13 protein-coding genes are annotated in these 17,320 nt (G+C 70.3%); 4 read left to right on the top strand and 9 right to left on the bottom strand.

Translation table 11 applies throughout. The annotated features are described in order from the left end of the window. Positions 1 to 23 precede the first annotated feature (23 nt). Positions 24 to 1,307 (top strand): MFS transporter, encoded by a 1,284-nt coding sequence (locus BDK92_RS26255; RefSeq protein WP_211349372.1) that lies wholly within the window; start codon positions 24 to 26, stop codon positions 1,305 to 1,307. Positions 1,308 to 1,483: 176 nt separating this feature from the next. Here BDK92_RS26255 and BDK92_RS26250 read toward each other — a convergent pair whose 3' ends face one another. The 3 genes from BDK92_RS26250 to BDK92_RS26240 form a co-directional block, all read right to left on the bottom strand. Beyond that, positions 1,484 to 4,390: a vitamin B12-dependent ribonucleotide reductase gene (locus tag BDK92_RS26250; protein ID WP_121159101.1), complete on the bottom strand. Its 2,907-nt coding sequence runs from the start codon at positions 4,388 to 4,390 to the stop codon at positions 1,484 to 1,486. Between the two features lie 65 nt (positions 4,391 to 4,455). Next, positions 4,456 to 4,998 carry a transcriptional regulator NrdR gene (gene nrdR, locus BDK92_RS26245; protein ID WP_121159100.1) on the bottom strand — a complete coding sequence of 181 codons (543 nt, stop codon included), beginning with the start codon at positions 4,996 to 4,998 and terminating at the stop codon, positions 4,456 to 4,458. 322 nt (positions 4,999 to 5,320) lie between these two features. Then, positions 5,321 to 5,575 (bottom strand): LysM peptidoglycan-binding domain-containing protein, encoded by a 255-nt coding sequence (locus tag BDK92_RS26240; protein WP_246017250.1) that lies wholly within the window; start codon positions 5,573 to 5,575, stop codon positions 5,321 to 5,323. A 317-nt stretch (positions 5,576 to 5,892) separates the two neighbouring features. Between BDK92_RS26240 and lexA the strand changes: the two genes are divergently transcribed. Next, positions 5,893 to 6,684 (top strand): transcriptional repressor LexA, encoded by a 792-nt coding sequence (gene lexA, locus BDK92_RS26235; RefSeq protein ID WP_121159098.1) that lies wholly within the window; start codon positions 5,893 to 5,895, stop codon positions 6,682 to 6,684. Positions 6,685 to 6,804: 120 nt separating this feature from the next. On the opposite strand, the gene BDK92_RS26230 is transcribed toward lexA, so the two are convergent. Both BDK92_RS26230 and hflX read right to left on the bottom strand, forming a co-directional pair. Next, a complete protein-coding gene (locus tag BDK92_RS26230; protein WP_121159097.1) occupies positions 6,805 to 8,526 on the bottom strand; it encodes a hypothetical protein in 1,722 nt (573 codons plus the stop codon). A gap of 82 nt (positions 8,527 to 8,608) precedes the next feature. After that, positions 8,609 to 10,057 carry a GTPase HflX gene (gene hflX, locus BDK92_RS26225; protein ID WP_425462261.1) on the bottom strand — a complete coding sequence of 483 codons (1,449 nt, stop codon included), beginning with the start codon at positions 10,055 to 10,057 and terminating at the stop codon, positions 8,609 to 8,611. A gap of 220 nt (positions 10,058 to 10,277) precedes the next feature. On the opposite strand from hflX, the gene BDK92_RS26220 reads away from it, so the two are divergent. Then, positions 10,278 to 11,765, top strand: a complete 1,488-nt coding sequence (locus tag BDK92_RS26220; protein WP_121159095.1) for an NAD-dependent malic enzyme — start codon at positions 10,278 to 10,280, stop codon at positions 11,763 to 11,765. A 112-nt stretch (positions 11,766 to 11,877) separates the two neighbouring features. On the opposite strand, the gene dapF is transcribed toward BDK92_RS26220, so the two are convergent. The 3 genes from dapF to BDK92_RS26205 form a co-directional block, all read right to left on the bottom strand. Continuing rightward, positions 11,878 to 12,738: a diaminopimelate epimerase gene (gene dapF / locus BDK92_RS26215; RefSeq protein ID WP_121162593.1), complete on the bottom strand. Its 861-nt coding sequence runs from the start codon at positions 12,736 to 12,738 to the stop codon at positions 11,878 to 11,880. A gap of 61 nt (positions 12,739 to 12,799) precedes the next feature. Further along, the gene (gene miaA, locus BDK92_RS26210; protein WP_121159094.1) at positions 12,800 to 13,711 is read right to left on the bottom strand and encodes a tRNA (adenosine(37)-N6)-dimethylallyltransferase MiaA; all 912 of its coding nucleotides are present in this window, start codon (positions 13,709 to 13,711) and stop codon (positions 12,800 to 12,802) included. Continuing rightward, entirely contained in the window at positions 13,708 to 14,478 is a 771-nt protein-coding gene (locus BDK92_RS26205) for a class III extradiol ring-cleavage dioxygenase family protein (RefSeq protein WP_121159093.1), read from the bottom strand. Before BDK92_RS26205 ends, miaA begins: the two co-directional genes overlap by 4 nt. Positions 14,479 to 14,699: 221 nt before the next feature. Between BDK92_RS26205 and BDK92_RS26200 the strand changes: the two genes are divergently transcribed. Next, positions 14,700 to 15,908, top strand: coding sequence for a DUF349 domain-containing protein (locus BDK92_RS26200; protein WP_121159092.1), 1,209 nt, complete (start codon positions 14,700 to 14,702; stop codon positions 15,906 to 15,908). A 182-nt stretch (positions 15,909 to 16,090) separates the two neighbouring features. Here BDK92_RS26200 and BDK92_RS26195 read toward each other — a convergent pair whose 3' ends face one another. Continuing rightward, the gene (locus BDK92_RS26195) at positions 16,091 to 17,242 is read right to left on the bottom strand and encodes an IS30 family transposase (protein ID WP_425462297.1); all 1,152 of its coding nucleotides are present in this window, start codon (positions 17,240 to 17,242) and stop codon (positions 16,091 to 16,093) included. Between the last annotated feature and the right edge of the window lie 78 nt (positions 17,243 to 17,320).

Genomic DNA, 17,320 nt, shown 5'->3' with positions numbered 1-17,320 from the left:
CCCCGTACAGGCAGGTGCTATCCGTGACACAGCAGTTGACCGCAGCGGGACCGGCGCGCCGCACACCCTCGCGCCCCTCTCTCTGGCGCAGCCGGAACTTCCTGCTGCTCTGGGGCGGCCAGACGGTCAGCGAGCTGGGCACCCGGATCTCCCACGTCGCGGTACCGGTGGTCGCGGCGGACGCCCTCGGCGCGAGCATCTTCCAGGTCTCGCTGCTGACCTTCCTCGCCTGGCTGCCGTACCTGCTCTTCTCGCTCCCCGCCGGCGCCCTGGCCGACCGGGTCGACCAGCGGAAATTGATGATCCTCTGCGATCTCGGACGGATGGCCCTGATGCTGTCGCTCCCCCTGGTCGCGATCGCCGGGCGGCTGACACTCACATTCCTGTACGTCGTCGTCGGGCTCTCCGGCGTCCTGACCGTCGGATTCACCGTCGCCTACCGGAGCCGGTTCCCCCGCCTGGTGGAGGCCGACCAGTTGGTGGACGGCAACGCGAAGCTCGTGCTGAGCCAGGACGCCGCCGAACTCGTCGGGCCGACCATCGGTGGCGTCCTGATCGGACTCGTCGGCGCCGCCCGTACCTTCTTCGGCAACGCGATCGCCTTCCTGGTCAGCGCGGTGACGCTCTGGCTGATCCGGGAGACGCCGGAACAGCGGGCAACGCCGGCGTCGAGCCGGGACCGGGTGTCGCCACGCACCGCGATGACCGAAGGGCTCGCCTTCGTCCGCCGTCAACCGATCCTGCTGAAGATCCTCGCCTGCACCACGACATCCAACTTCTTCGTCATGGCCTCGGGCTCCATCGAGGTCACCTTCATGCTGCGGGAACTGCACGCCTCATCGGTGATGGTCGGCCTCGTCTTCTCCGTCAGCGCCATCGGCGGCCTGACCCTCGGGATCTTCGCGAACCGGTTGACCAACCGGATCGGCACCGCCCGGGTGATCTGGGTCGCCATGGCCGCGCCCGGACCGCTCTACCTGCTCATGCCGCTGGCACAGCCCGGCTGGGGCGTACTGCTCTACGGTGTCGGCCTCGCCGCTTTCTCCGGGAACGCGGTGCTGTTCAACATCGCCGCGATGTCGTACCGGCAGCGGATCACCCCGCCCGAGATCCTCGGCCGGGTCAACGCCACCTTCCTCTGGATCTGCTACGGGGTCATTCCCCTCGGCGCGCTCGTCGGCGGCACGCTCGGCAGCCAACTGGGGCTACGTACGGCACTCTGGATCTGCGTGCTCGGCACCTGGAGTGCCGCGCTCTTTGTCGTCTTCTCGCCGCTACGGAAGATGCGGGACCTCCCGGCGACCTGACGGTCCACGAGAGCGGGACGAGCCGGTGACAGTTGACCCGCGGCTCCTGCCGCCCGAACCTTGCCCGGGGCTGCGCAAGGGGAGCCGGGCAATGCCCGGCTCCCCTTGCGCCCTACCGAACTTTCAGCATTCGACTCGCTCTGTCGAATGTCGGATCAGATGCAATCCGCCCGGTCTCAGCTGCAACCCGAGGTGGAGCCGCAACCCTCGCAGACGTAGCAGCTACCCGCAGGGCGCATCTTCGTGCCGCAGGTGAAGCAGAGCGGGGCGTCGGCCGCCTTGCCGAGCACCGCCTCCAGCAGCTCGGTCGAGGAACCCACCCGTACGCCCAACTGCTTGGCGACCTCCGGCTCGGCCGACACGGTGGCGGCCGGGGCGGCGGGGGCTGCCGCCGGTTCCGGCTTCGCCTCGGCCGGAGCCGTCACCGGCGCCGAAGAGGCCATCACGGTCAACTCCAGGTTGTTCTCCGCCTCCGCCTCGGCCCGCAGTTGCGCGGCCCGCTCGCTGGCGGTGAAGATGCCGAGTTCGGCCCGACGCTCGTACGGCAGGAAGTCCAGGGCGAGCCGCCGGAAGATGTAGTCCATCACCGAGGCAGCCATCCGGATGTCCGGATCGTCGGTCATCCCGGCCGGCTCGAACCGCATGTTGGTGAACTTGCTGACGTACGTCTCCAGCGGGACGCCGTACTGCAGGCCGATCGAGATCGCGACGGAGAAGGCGTCCATCACCCCGGCGAGGGTCGAGCCCTGCTTGGACATCTTCAGGAAGACCTCGCCGAGACCGTCGTCCGGGTACGAGGAGGCGGTGAGGTACCCCTCGGCGCCGCCGACCGAGAAGGAGACCGTCTCCGACGGGCGCTTCTTCGGCAGGCGCTTGCGCACCGGGCGGTACTCGATGACCTTCTCGACGGCCCGCTCCGCGCTGGCCGGCGCCACCTCGGCCGGGGCCGACTCGGTCGTCTTCGCCGGCTTGGCCACCGAGAGCGGCTGACCGACCTTGCAGTTGTCCCGGTAGATCGCCAGCGCCTTCAGGCCGAGCTTCCAGCCCTCGAAGTAGATCTCCTCGACGTCGGCGACGGTGGCCGCCTCCGGCATGTTGACCGTCTTCGAGATCGCGCCCGAGATGAACGGCTGCACCGCGGCCATCATCCGTACGTGACCCATCGGGGCGATCGACCGCTCGCCCATGGCGCAGTCGAAGACCGCGTAGTGCTCCGGCTTGAGGCCGGGGGCGTCGACCACGTGCCCGTGGTCGGCGATGTGCTCGACGATCGCCTCGACCTGCTCCTCCGGGTAACCGAGGCTGCGCAGGGCACGCGGAACGGTCTGGTTGACGATCTGCATCGAGCCGCCGCCGACCAGCTTCTTGAACTTGACCAGCGCCAGGTCGGGCTCGACCCCGGTGGTGTCGCAGTCCATCATCAGGCCGATGGTGCCGGTCGGCGCGAGCACCGACGCCTGGGCGTTGCGCCAGCCGTTGCGCTCGCCGACCTTGTTCCCCTCGGTCCACTGCTTGGTGGCCTCGCGGACGATCGCGGTGGCGACCGCACCGGTGGGCTTGATCTCGTCGTTGGCCGCGGCGTGCTTGCGCATCACCCGCTTGTGCCCTTCGGCGTTGCGGGCGTAGCCGTCGTACGCGCCGACCACACCGGCCAGCTCCGCCGAGCGGCGGTACGCGGTGCCGGTCATCAGCGAGGTGATCGCGGCGGCAACCGAGCGCCCGGTCTCCGAGTCGTACGGGTGACCGGTCGCCATCAGCAGCGCGCCGAGGTTGGCGTAGCCGATGCCGAGCTGCCGGTAGGCCCGGGTGGTCTCACCGATCTTCTCGGTCGGGAAGTCGGCGAAGCAGATCGAGATGTCCATCGCGGTGATCACGAACTCGACCGAGCGGACGAACTTCTCCACCTCGAAGCCACCGTCGGCGCGGAGGAACTTCATCAGGTTGAGCGAGGCCAGGTTGCACGAGGAGTTGTCCAGGTGCAGGTACTCCGAGCACGGGTTCGACGCGGTGATCCGCCCGGTCTCCGGGCTGGTGTGCCAGTCGTTGATCGTGTCGTCGTACTGCAGGCCGGGGTCGGCGCACTCCCAGGCAGCCTGGGCGATGGTCCGGAACAGCCCCTTGGCGTCGACGGTGTCGATCACGGCACCGTCGAGCCGGCCGCGCAGGTCGAAGGTGCCGCTCTCCTCGACCGCGCGCATGAACTCGTCGGTGACCCGGACCGAGTTGTTGGCGTTCTGGTACTGCACGCTGACGATGTCGGAGCCGCCGAGGTCCATGTCGAAACCGGCGTCGCGGAGCGCGCGGATCTTGTGCTCCTCGCGCGCCTTGGTGGTGACGAACTCCTCGATGTCCGGGTGGTCCACGTCGAGGATGACCATCTTGGCCGCCCGCCGGGTGGCGCCACCGGACTTGATGGTGCCGGCGCTGGCGTCGGCGCCGCGCATGAAGCTGACCGGGCCGGAGGCGGTGCCGCCGCTGGAGAGCAGCTCCCGCGAGGAGCGGATCCGGGAGAGGTTGACCCCGGAGCCCGAGCCCCCCTTGAAGATCAGCCCCTCTTCCTTGTACCAGTCGAGGATCGAGTCCATCGAGTCGTCGACGGCGAGGATGAAGCAGGCGCTGACCTGCTGCGGCGACGCGGTGCCGACGTTGAACCAGACCGGCGAGTTGAAGCTGAACACCTGGTGCAGGAGCATCCAGGTCAGCTCGTGCTCGAAGATCTCGGCATCCGCCGGGCTGGCGAAGTAGGAGTGCTGCTCGCCAGCGGCGCGGTAGGTCTTCACCACCCGGTCGATGATCTGCTTGAGCGACCACTCCCGCTCCGGCGTGCCGACGGCACCCCGGAAGTACTTGGTGGTCACGATGTTGGCCGCGTTGACGCTCCACGACTCGGGGTACTCGACCCCACGCTGCTCAAAGTTGATCGAGCCGTCGCGCCAGTTCGTCATGACGACGTCCCGACGCTCCCAGGTCACCTCGTCGTAGGGGTGCACCCCCTCGGTCGTCCAGACCCGCTCGACCTTCAGTCCGGTCGTGGTGGTCGCCCGTGACCGGCTCTTGTTCGCTGTCATGCCTTCCCCCGCCATCTCATCCGCCCCCTAACCGGCACGGTCCGCCGCCGTGCCACCAAAATGATCAAAAACTAGAAAAGCTAGCTGGTACGGCCGCCGGCCGGCTCCGCCGTCAGCGGATCCGTGCCGGGTGCCGGAGGCTGCTGCGCCGCACCGTCCCGCGCCGCCGTTCGGGCGGCCGCGGTGGCGCGCAGGGCCTCGATCTCCCGCTCGAAGTCCCCCAGGGAGTCGAACGAGCGGTAGACGCTGGCGAAGCGGAGGTACGCCACCTCGTCCAGCTCCCGCAGCGGTCCGAGGATGGCCAGTCCCACCTCGTTGCTCGGTATCTCGGCGGCGCCCTTGGCCCGGATGGTCTCCTCGACCCGCTGCGCGAGCAGTGCGATCGAATCCTCGTCGACCGGGCGGCCCTGGCACGCCTTGCGCACCCCACCGATGATCTTCGTACGGCTGAACGGCTCGGTCACACCGCTGCGCTTGACGACGGCGAGCACCGCCTCCTCGACAGTGGTAAACCGCTTTCCGCACTCCGGGCAGGACCGCCGACGGCGGATCAGTTGGCCGTCGTCGGCCTCGCGCGAGTCGACGACCCTGGAGTCGGCGTGCCGGCAGTATGGACACCGCATAGCCGACCTCCTTTCACCACCACGTGGGGCGCCCGCCATCTCCCGGACATTCGAACAGCCGGCGGGGGCCACCATGAGGTGGCCGTCGCCGTGCTGCTGAGCGGGGAGCGATGGGTAGTCGAACCCAACCTGTGGACGACTTACACCCTTGTCACTACTACATCTAGGGGTCGACCGTATGCCGCAGAGCGGCCGGGGTCAAGTTGGCAGGCGGGTCGCGCGCGTCGCCGTTATCTTCCCAACATCGCCGGTCGCCCCCGGGTTACCGGTTCCCGACAGACGGTCAGACAATCACCACCAGTGACCGAATCAATCTGGATAGTCACTCATCGCGAGGCAGGGTCAACCGCTGCCCGGCATGGATCGTGTAACCGTCGATCCCGTTGAGCCGTCGAATCTCATCAATCACCCGGAACGGCTGGCGACTCGGCCGGTGCCGTTCGGCAACCGACCAGAGCGTGTCCCCGGGCAACACCACCGCGGTCGGCGTGGGACCGGGCGGATCGGCCGCCCGAGAGGAGGGCGCCAACACCAGCGCCAGCCCGATCGCCACGATCACATAAAGGCCGAGCAGCACCGCCCGACCTCGCCGCGTCAAGCGGAGCCGAGCGCCCCGCGAGGGCCGGTACATCTCCGGTGCACCCACGCTGACCTCCAAGATCGAACGCCAGTTCGATAGAACAGACGTACGATGGTGTATCAGAACAGGCGTACGGATGTCGAGCTTGCGGACACGACACGCCGACGCCACGTCGTACAGATGTTTGAAACTGTCTGATCTCACCTATACGGTCGTGAACAACCGAACCCGACCGGCGCAGCGACGCCACGGCGGATCGGTCCCATGCGCACCACGTGCCACCCAGGCACCCCCGCCGAGCAGGGAGGACGGACGTGTCGACCGACGACCGGACGAACGGGCAGCACCATCCGCAGAAAGCCGTCGCCGATTCCGGCGCCACCGCGGCCCGCCGTCGCGGCGCCGCCCGCGCCCGTACCGGCGAGCCGACCCTGCGGTCCGTCACTCCGGTGGTGAGCCACTTCCCCGATCTGGTCAGCGCCGACCTGACCGCCCGGCAACGGCGGATCCTCGAGTTCATCCGGGACTGGGTGGAGCGCTACGGCTACCCGCCGAGCGTGCGCGAGATCGGCGAGGCGGTCGGCCTGGTCTCCCCGTCGAGCGTCGCCTACCAGCTCAAGGAGCTGGAACGTAAGGGCTTTCTCCGCCGCGACCCCAACCGCCCCCGGGCAGTGGACGTACGCCCCCCCAACGACCTACTGGACGACGAGGCCGCACGGGCACAGCGCCCGGCGCCGGCCTACGTGCCGATGCTCGGCCGGATCGCGGCCGGTGGGCCGATCCTGGCCGAACAGGCCGTCGAGGACATCTTCCCGCTCCCCCGCGAGCTGGTGGGTGAGGGCGAGGTCTTCATGCTCAAGGTCAAGGGCGACTCGATGCTCGACGCGGCGATCTGCGACGGCGACTGGGTCGTGGTCCGGCAGCAGCCGACCGCCAACTCGGGCGAGATCGTCGCGGCGATGCTCGACGGCGAGGCGACGGTGAAGACCTACCGCCAGCGCGATGGTCACGTCTGGCTGATGCCGGCCAACTCGGCCTTCGATCCCATCCCCGGCGACAGTGCGTCGATCATGGGTCGCGTGGTGGCCGTCCTCCGCCGGATCTGAACCCTCCGCCGGATCTCACCCGGCCGCCGGCCCGACCGGCAACGGATGCTGCACAGACTCACCAGCGGTGGATCCTCCCGACAGCTCGGGGATCCACCGCTGGCGCTTGTCGTCACCGGATCAGCGGTGCCCCTGCTCGGGATAGCCCTGGTCGGGATAACCGCGCTCCGGATAGCCATTCTGGCCGGGACGCGGCTGGGGCTGCGGCTGGGGCTGCGGCTGCCCGTACTGTCCGCCCTGCTGCGGTCGGCCGTAGCCGTTCGCCGGCTGACCGGGGCCGTAGCCGTTCGCCGGCTGACCGGGGCCGTAGCCGTTCGCCGGCTGACCCGGGCCGTAGCCGTTCGCCGGCTGGCCGTGCTGGCGGTTCTCGGTCGCACCACGCGGGTCGGCGGGGGCCGGATAGCCACCCCGTCCGGCACCGTAGACCGGGCCCTGACCGGGACTGCCGGGCCTACCGGGTCCACCGCCGTACACGCCCGCACCGCCGGCCGGCGGGCGAGGGCCCGCCGGGGCGTTACCGCCGTAGACCGCTCCACCGGCGGGCTGGCCTCCGTAAACCCCGGCCGGCGGGCGGCCGGGCGGTTCGTACTCGCCACCGGGACGGTAACCACCGGGGCCCGCGCCCTGCCCTCCCCCGCCGTAGGTGGTGCCCCTCGGCGGCGGTGGGGACTCGAACGAGTCTTCGCCGGGCGACTGGGCCCCATTGCGCGGCCCGTCCGGGTCGCCGGCCGGATTCGCGGGCTCTGCGGCGCCGCCGGCCCGTGCCTTACGGGCCCGGACGATGCCGAAGATCCCCAGGCCGACCAGGAGAGCGCCGAAGACGCCCACCGCCGCGATCAGGTACGTGATGTCCGTCAGCGTCAGGTCGGCCGTCCAGGATTTGCCGCTCTCGCTCTTGGCCCCGTCCCCGTCCGCCGCCGCGGCGACCTCGGCGACCTTCGTCGACGGCACGTAACTCTGGATCACGACATCGGTGTCGTCGGCGAGACTGCCGACATCGGAGACGGTCACGAACGACTTGCCGTCCGGGGTGTACGCGATCGCCTCCCCGAAGGCGTCCGCCAGCGGGGTCATCCGGGGCTTGCTCGTGGTCAGCGCCTTGACGATGTCACCGTCGGGTACGTCCCACTCGAACGCGTCGGCATAGGTGCGCAACACGATCCGCTTGCCGTCCGGGGAGGTCGCCGCCCCGGTGACCATCAGTCGGCCGGTCGCGGTGAGCAGGTTCTCGGTCGTGCTCTTGGGAAGGGTGATCTCGCCGGCCAGCTCCATCGGCACGCCCTCGGCGTTGTCCTTCTGCAGCGGGGCGGTGGGGCGGTAGATCTCGCTCTTCTCGGCGCCGGTCTTGGTGATGATGTACGGGGTGCCGTCCGCCCCCATCAGCAGCGCCTCGGCGTCGTGCGGCTTGTTGCCCGGGTAGGCCAGCCGGTGCAGGGTGGTCTTGCCGGAGCCGTCCGCCGGCAGGCTCCAGAGCACCACGCTGCGACGGCGGGTCGCGGCGTCGGGGTTGTCACCGATGTCCGCGATCCAGATCGTCTTGCCGTCCGCCGAGAGCGCCAGGTCCTCCGGGTCGGCGGCCGCCCGGTTGACGTACGGCACCGACTTGGTCACCTTGCACTTGCTGCTCAGGAAGAAGACCCGATCGTGGCTCTCGACGTCGGTGCCGTCGTTGATCGCGACGTAGCCGGTCTTGGTGGCGACCAAGCCGGAGAGCTCGTTCGTGCGGTCGTCGTCGATGGTGCAGACCTTGGCCGGGGCAGCGAGCGCCGGGGTTGCCGCCAACCCCAGGCTCGCGCCGACCACACCACCGATAACCACGACCGAGGAGAGGACACGCCGCATCGGCCAAGTGTCGCACGTCGCAGACGGACGCCGGGCGGGCCGTGATCCTTCGTCCCGAAGCTGCCGTTCGGGCAGTTTCAAGCTACTCCTCGTTGGCCAGATATGGGGTCAATTCGGCCGCTAGTGCCTCATCGACCCGCACGTGCAGCAGGGTCCCCTCGGCGAGGTGTGTGGTGCCGAGCACCTCCCCGCGCCGATGCACCCGGGCGACCAGGTCACCCCGGGCGTACGGCAGCACCGCGCGGAGTTCCACGGCCGGTCGGGGCAGCCGCTGCTCGATGGTGGCGCGCAACTCGTCGATGCCCCGCCCGGCGTGGGCGGAGACGAAGACGGCGTCCGGCCACTCCCGCTTGAGCCGGAGCAACGTCTCCTCGTCGGCGACGTCGGTCTTGTTCACCACCAGCAACTCGGGCAGCTTGTCGGCGCCCACCTCGGCGAGCACCTCGTGCACCGCTCGGACCTGCTCCTCGGGGTCCGGGTGTGCCCCGTCCACCACGTGTACGACAAGGTCGGCCTCGGCCACCTCCTCGAGCGTCGAGCGGAACGCCTCGACGATCTGGTGCGGGAGGTGCCGGACGAACCCGACCGTGTCGGAGAGGGTGTAGATCCGACCGTCGGAGGTGTCCGTCCGCCGGGTGGTCGGGTCCAGGGTCGCGAAGAGCGCGTCCTCGACCAGCACGCCCGCACCGGTGAGCCGGTTCAGGATGCTGGACTTGCCCGCGTTGGTGTAGCCCGCGATGGCAACGGCCGGGACGGCGTTGCGGCCACGCCGGGCGCGCTTGGTCTGCCGGACCACCCGCATGCTCTTGATCTCGCGCCGCAGCTTGGCGATGCGGTGCCGGATCCGGCGCCGGTCCGTCTCGAGCTTGGTCTCACCCGGGCCACGGGTGCCGACACCGCCACCGGCGCCACCGCCGCGGCCGCTGCCACCGGCCTGCCGCGACAGGCTCTCGCCCCAACCACGCAGCCGGGGTAGCAGGTATTCCAGCTGGGCCAGCTCGACCTGGGCCTTACCTTCCTTGCTCTTCGCGTGCTGGGCGAAGATGTCCAGGATCAGCGCGGTCCGGTCGACGACCTTGACCTTGGTGCGCTGCTCGAGGTTACGCAATTGGGACGGAGAGAGCTCTCCGTCGCAGATCACCGTGTCGGCGCCGGAGGCGAGCACCTCGGCGGCCAGATCGTCGACCTTGCCGCGACCGATGTACGTGGCCGGGTCGGGCCGGGAACGGCGCTGGATGAGCCCTTCGAGCACCTCGGAACCGGCGGTCTCGGCGAGAGCCGCCAGCTCGGTGAGGGAGTTCTCGGCGTCGGTGGCGGTGCCCTCGGTCCAGACCCCGACCAGGACCACCCGCTCCAACCGGAGTTGCCGGTACTCGACCTCGGTGACGTCGGTGAGCTCGGTGGAGAGGCCGGCCACCCGGCGCAGTGCCGCGCGGTCCTCCCGCTCCAGCTCGCCGGTGGTGACCTCCGCGCCGAGCAGGGCGTCGAGGTCCTGGTCGGTCAGCGGAGCGAAGCTTTCCTGATTTCGCAAGCGGGTCTCCTGTCCGTTTGATCCCTGGGCTTCAATCGTGACACGCCGCGCCGCCGATCGCACCGCCATAATCCGGCACCTCGACGGAGAGGGCCGTCCGGCGTCGATTCGCGTCGGTTATGGCACCCGTGGGGGATGCGCTGAAGGCGGCCGGCGCGCAGCGGGTAAGAATGCGAAGCGGCGGCCGACCGGCCGTGCCCACCAACGACGGAGGGACCCCGTGACCACCACCCGCCTGCCGAGCGCCGGATTCTCGATAACGATCCGGATCGGCGTCACCGCTGACGCCTCGGCCATCGGCCGGCTCACGACCTGCGTCGGCGAAGCCGGCGCCATCGTCACCGCACTCGACGTGGTCGACTCCGACCCGACCACGGTCCTGGTCGACCTCACCTGCGACACCGCCGACGCCAACCACGCCGACCACGTGGTCAAGTCGCTGACCGCACTCGAGGGCGTGGACGTCCGCAAGGTCTCCGACCGTACGTTCCTGCTGCACCTGGGTGGGAAGATCGAAGTCAGCCCCAAGGTCGCGCTGCGCAACCGGGATGAGCTGTCGCGCGCGTACACACCGGGGGTGGCCCGGGTCTGCCTCGCCATCGCGGAGAACCCGGCCGACGCCCGCCGGCTCACCATCAAGCGCAACACCGTCGCGGTGGTCACCGACGGCTCGGCCGTGCTCGGGCTGGGCAACCTCGGGCCGGCCGCGTCGCTGCCGGTGATGGAGGGCAAGGCAGCGCTGTTCAAGCGCTTCGGCGGGGTGGACGCCTGGCCGGTGGTGCTCGACACCCAGGACGTCGACGAGATCGTCTCGATCGTGCGCGCCATCGCGCCCGCGTACGGCGGAATCAATCTGGAGGACATCGCCGCGCCACGCTGCTTCGAGATCGAGGCGAAGCTGCGGGACCTGCTCGACATCCCGGTCTTCCACGACGACCAGCACGGAACCGCGATCGTCGTGCTCGCCGCGCTCACCAACGCGCTGCGCGTCGTGGGCAAGCGGCTCGCCGACGTCAAGGTGGTCGTCTCCGGGGCAGGAGCCGCCGGTACGGCGATCATGAAGCTGCTGCTGCGCCAGGGCGTCGGCGACATCATCGCGTACGACCGGGCCGGTGCCCTGCACCGTGGGTTGACCGACACCAACCCGGCCTGGCAGTGGCTGGCCCAGAACACCAACAAGGAGAACTACAGCGGCGACCTGCCGGGGGCGATCCGCGGCGCGGACGTCTTCATCGGGGTGAGCGCACCGAACCTGCTCACCGGCGACGACATCGCGGCCATGGCGCCGGACTCGATCGTCTTCGCGCTGGCCAACCCCGATCCGGAGGTGGACCCCCGGGAGGCCCGCAAGTACGCGGCCGTGGTCGCCACCGGCCGTTCCGACCAGCCGAACCAGATCAACAACGTGCTGGCCTTCCCCGGCGTGTTCCGCGGCATGCTCGACGCGCACGCCGAGGAGTTCACCGAGGAGATGGCGCTCGCGGCGGCTCGGGCCATCGCGGACGTGGTAGGCGAAGACAAGATCAACCCGACGGTGATCGTGCCCAGCGTCTTCGACTCGCGGGTGGCCACCGCGGTCGCCGCGGCCGTACGTGCCGCGGCCCAGCGGCCCGCCCCGGCGCCCGCCGCCGACCCCGGTCCCGCCGACCTGCCCGAGATCGCGGCCTCCGCCGCCGCCCCGGTGGCCCCGCTCGCCGCCGGCAACTGATCCCACCCCGCCGCAGCGGGGGCGTCGATCATGAAGTTGGCGCGGATTCCGGTCTCGGGATCCGCGCCACCTTCATGATCAGCTCCGGCGGGTCGCCCCGGCCGGACTCCGGTCAGCGGAGCGTGTCACCCTCGGCCACCAGTACGGCGGGCCCGCCCAGCCAGGCGCTCTCGCTGTCCACGCTGATGGTGAGGCGGCCACCCGGTACGTCGACCGCGACCACACCGGCGCGCAGCCCTGCCGCGCGCAGGGCCGTCGCGGCCACCGCCACCGCACCGGAGCCGCAGGAGAGCGTCTCCCCGGAACCGCGCTCGTACACCCGCATCAGCACGTGCAGGTCGGTGCCGGAAACCGGCTCGGCCGGGGCGACGAACTCGACGTTGACCCCGGCGGGGAAGACCGCCGGGTCGAATCCGGGTGCCCGGGTCAGGTCCAGCCCGGACAGCTCCACCCCGGCCGGCACCGGGCAGACCAGGTGCGGGTTGCCGCAGTCCACCACGGTCCCGGCCAGGGCCAGCCCGTCGACGGTGGCCGTGCTCTCGCCGTACAGCCGGGGGGCGCCGAGGTCGACGGAGATCTCCTCGTCCGCGACGACCGCGAGTCCGGCGGTGGCCGGACCGACCACGGCCCGGACCACTCCGGACCGGGTGGCGATCGGCAGCCCGCCCTGGACCGGCTCGGCCAGTCCGCTGGTCAGCAGGTAGCGGGTGAAGACCCGGGTCCCGTTGCCGCACATCTCGGCGATGGAGCCGTCCGCGTTCCAGTAGTCCATGAACCACTCGGCCTCGGCCGCGTACGCCGCACCGTCCGGGTGTTTCGCCGCCCGGATCACCCGGAGCACGCCGTCCGCGCCGATCCCTCGACGACGGTCGCAGAGCGCGGCGACCGTGGCCGGGGTGAGCGGGAGCTCGCCGTCCGGATCGGCGAGGATGACAAAGTCGTTGCCGGTGCCATGACCCTTGGTGAACTGCACCAACCCATCATTCCCGATCCGCGGTGGAATCATCCCGCGGGCCGGTAGGCGCGGGTCCGCCTCAGTCGCGGCGGACCGACCGGACCACGTCGAGGCCGGCCTCGAGCAGGTCGGGGCGGGCCGCGTCCAGCCACTGGATGCGGGGATCGCGGCGGAACCAGGTGCGCTGGCGGCGGACGAACCGCCGGGTCTTGCGAACCGTCTCGGCGTGCGCCTCCGCCTCGGTCAACTCCCCGTCGAGCATGCGCAGCACCTGCTGGTAGCCGAGGGCCAGGCCGGCCGTACGCCCCTCCCGCAGGCCCTGGGTGACCAGCCCGCGTACCTCGTCGACCAGCCCCGCCGCCCACATCCGGTCGACCCGGGTGGCGATCCGCTCATCCAGCGACGCGTTGTCCCGGTCCACGCCGAGTTGCACCGATTCGTACCAGGGTTTCGGGTCCGGCAGCGCGGCGGTGAACGGGCCGCCGGTGAGTTCGATCACCTCCAGCGCACGGACGATCCGCCGCCCGTTGCCCGGCAGGATGCTCGCCGCCGCCTCCGGGTCGACCTCGCGCAGCCGGGCGTGGAGCGGCGCCGGCCCCACCTCGGCCAGTTCGGCCTCCAGCCGGGCGCGCAGCACCGGGTCGGTGCCGGGAAACTCGAACTCCTCCAGCACCGCCCGGATGTACAGACCCGAGCCGCCGACCAGCAACGGCACCCGCCCCCGGGCCAGGATGTCGTCGACAGCCCGCCGGGCCAGCCGCTGGTACTCCGCGACGCTCGCCGGCTCGGTGACGTCCCAGATGTCCAGCAGGTGGTGCGGCACCCCGGCCCGCTCGGCCACGGTGAGCTTGGCGGTGCCGATGTCCATCCCCCGGTAGAGCTGCATCGAGTCGGCGTTGACCACCTCCCCACCGAGCGCCTCGGCCAGGCCGATGCTCAGGTCCGACTTTCCGGCGGCGGTCGGCCCGACGACGGCGACCACGAGGCTCATCGCGTTCCCTCCCGCTCCCAGTTGGCCACGAAGTAGCCGACACCGTACGGCGCCCCACAGTACGAGAGCTCGCCGGTCCACCCGGCTCCGGCGGCCGAGGCGGCACCGGCCAGGACCTGCCAGGCCGCCCGGCCGGCCACCCGCAGGTCGGCCGAGAGCGACGGATCCAGGCCGAGGAGGGCGTCGGAGTCCGCGTCACCCAGGGCGGAGGCAACCCCTTCGTCGTACGCGTCCGCGCGCGGGTCGTCGTAGCCGGGCGACTTCTCGCCCCGGCAGGCCGAGCCGTCGCCGAGCACCAGCATGGCGATCCGGGGACGGCGTCCGCTCGACTCGACTCCGTGACCGGCGCAGTCGGCGGCGGGGGCGTCGGTGGCGACGGCGTCCAGCATCAGGGCCCGGTCACCGAGGTCGTGCCGGCTCAGCAGCCAGCCACCGACGAGCAGGCTCAGCGGGGTGACCGGCGTACCGGCCGGCTGGCGACCGGCCGGCTGGCCACCGGTCGGCTGGCCACCGGTCGGCAACTGACCGAGCACGAAACCGCTCGACACTCCCCACGGAGAGAAACTACCCGCGTACGGATAGGTGAACCGTTCCGTCCGGGTGCCGCCACCGACCACCAGCACCGCATCCGCCCTGACGGAAAGTAACCTGACGATCGCGGCATCGACGGCTGTCCGCATCTCGTCGAGTTCGGCGGCGTCCGCACCGGCGATCTCGGGCACGATCAGCGGCGGATTCGGGCAGATGGCGGCGGCGACCAGAGACACGCCACCACCGTAGCCGGGTTCGGACCTTACACCCGCTTGCACACCGATCGGCCATGGTCAAGGACACCGTATGGTCACGGTCGGCCACAGGCGCTCGACGCGGACCGGGTTGGACCTGTGACAATGCCGGGAGAAACTTCGCTGCAATATATGACTGCGCCGTGGCGGCGACCCCGGGGGATCCTTCTCTTCGGCGGCGCCGGGAGAACGAGGATGGGCACATGAGCGACTGGACGGCCTTCGGACGGGTGGACGCGGACGGCACGGTCTACGTCAAGACGGCCGAGGGCGAGCGGGTGGTCGGTTCCTGGCAGGCTGGTGCACCGGAGGAGGGGCTGGCGCACTTCGCCCGCCGCTTCGCCGACCTGGTCACCGAGGTGGACCTGATCGAGGCGCGGCTCAACTCCGGCGCCGCCGACGCGGCACACTCGCTGGCGAGCGTACGGCGACTCCGCAGCACCCTGGCCGAGGCACACGTGGTCGGTGACATCGACGCGCTCGCCAGCCGGCTGGAGAAGCTGGCAGGGGTCGCCGAGGAGAAGGCGGGCGAGGCCCGAGCGGCCCGCGAGACGGCTCGGACCGAGGCACTGGCGCGCAAGACCGCGCTGGTGGAGGAGGCCGAGAAGCTGGCCGCCGAGTCGACCGGCTGGAAGACCGCCGGTGACCGACTCAAGGAGATCCTCGACGAGTGGAAGACGATCCGGGGGGTCGACAAGAAGACCGACGGTGAACTCTGGAAGCGGTTCGCCGCGGCGCGGGACGGCTTCACCCGCCGTCGGGGCGCCCACTTCGCCACTCTGGACGCCCAGCGCAAGCAGGCGCAGGGAGCCAAGGAGGAGTTGGTCGCCGAGGCCGAGTCGCTCGCCGAGTCGACCGACTGGGCGGCCACGGCGAACCGGCTCAAGGACCTGATGACGGAGTGGAAGGCCGCTCCGCGCGCCTCGAAGGAGGCCGAGCAGAAGCTGTGGGACCGGTTCCGGGCCGCGCAGGACGCCTTCTTCTCCCGTCGGAGCGAGGTCTTCTCCGCCCGGGACAACGAGCAGCGCGGCAACCTGGAGCGCAAGCAGGCACTGCTGGCCGAGGCCGAGGCGCTGGACGTGGAGGCCGACCCCCGGTCGGCACAGGCCAAACTGCGCGAGATCCAGGGCCAGTGGCACGACGCGGGTCGGGTGCCTCGCGAGGCAGCGGCCGGTCTGGACCGCCGGATGCGGGTGATCGACGAGAAGGTTCGCCAGGCGATGGACTCGGCCTGGCGGCGTACCGAGCCGTCGGCGAACCCGCTGCTGGTGCAGATGCGTGACCAGGTGGCCGAGGCCGAGCAGCGACTGGCTCGGGCGCAGGCGTCCGGGGACGCGAAGCGGATCCGCGAGGCCGAGTCGGCGCTCGCCGCCAAGCGTCAGTTCCTCCAGCTCGCCGAGCAGGCGAGCTGACCCAACGGCAGTAACGCGAAGGGCCTCCTGCCACCGTCACCGGTGACAGGAGGCCCTTCGCCGTGGCCAGGGCCCCTTCCCGTTGACGGGGCGCGCGACCGCATCAGCCCGTAACGCGGGAAAGGAAGGGCCCCTTGTTAACGCATAGCGGGCGGATTCCAGGGGTCGTTGCAACACGATGGCTAGCCGGTGACGGCTAGGAGCTTAGCGAGACGCTCGGCTGGGGTGTCCCAGCCGAGCGTTTTGCGTGGTCGGCCGTTGAGTTCGGCGGCGACGGCGGCGAGGTGTTCCGGGCTGTGGGTGGACAGGTCGGTGCCTTTGGGGAAGTACTGGCGGAGTAGTCCGTTGGTGTTCTCGTTCGAGCCGCGTTGCCAGGGTGAGTGCGGGTCACAGAAGTAGACCGGCATGTCGGTGGCCATGGTGAACTCGTGGTGTAGTGCCATCTCGCCGCCCTGGTCCCAGGTCAGGGAGCGTTTCAGGTGGGTGGGCAGGGTGTTCATCGTGGCGAGTAGGCCGTCGCGGACGTGGTCGGCGGTCCGGTCGTGGCCCAGGTGCACGAGCAGGACGTAGCGGGTGGCGCGTTCGACGAGGGTGCCGATCGCGGAGGCACTGTCCTTGCCGATGATCAGGTCGCCTTCCCAGTGTCCGGGCACGGCCCGGTCCTCGACCTCGGCCGGCCGGTCACTGATCATGAGCATCGGTGCGACGAAGCGGGTCTGACGTTGCCCTGGCTGCCGGCGGGGTCGGCGCACGGCGCGTCCGGTCCGCAGGGCCGCGGTGAGTTCTCGGCGTAACTCGCCACGGCCCTGGACGTAGAGCGCCTGGTAAATCGTCTCGTGAGACACGTGCAACTCGCTTCGCTCGGGGAAGTCCCTGCGGAGCCGACGGCTGATCTGCTCGGGACTGTGTCTGAGATCCAGCCTTCCCTGCACCAGGGCGCGTAGCTCGGGGTGGGCGGCGATCTTGCCGGGCTTCGGACGTGGACGCCGACTGTCAGCACGCTCCTGCGCGGCGTAGGGCCGGTAAACACCACTACCCGGATGACGATTACGGCGTATCTCCCGGCTGATCGTGCAGGCCGGACGCCCCAACTCCACCGCGATCGCCGCCTGCGACGCACCCTCACGAAGCCGGTCCGCGATCACGATCCTCTCGTCCTGCGACAAGTAGCGGGCCGACCCAGACGAAGGCCGGACGGCGGAGCCTCGATCGCTCTGCCACCCGGCCTTCGTCTGGCTTTCCCTGCCATACCGCCAGCGGTGACCGGTCCTCCGGTTGACCCCCACCAGGCGACACGCCTCACTCGTACCCACACCCCGCGCCACAAGATCCAAATATGCCTGACGTTCGGCACGGAGTTGCTTACGACCCTGCGACCGACGATCCGAACGGCTCTCGAACACTGCAACCCC

It is taken from the genome of Micromonospora pisi, assembly GCF_003633685.1.
Classification (GTDB): Bacteria; Actinomycetota; Actinomycetes; order Mycobacteriales; family Micromonosporaceae; genus Micromonospora_G; species Micromonospora_G pisi.
Note: the sequence above shows the minus strand (reverse complement) of the source record. Positions and strands in the feature narration are given on the sequence as shown.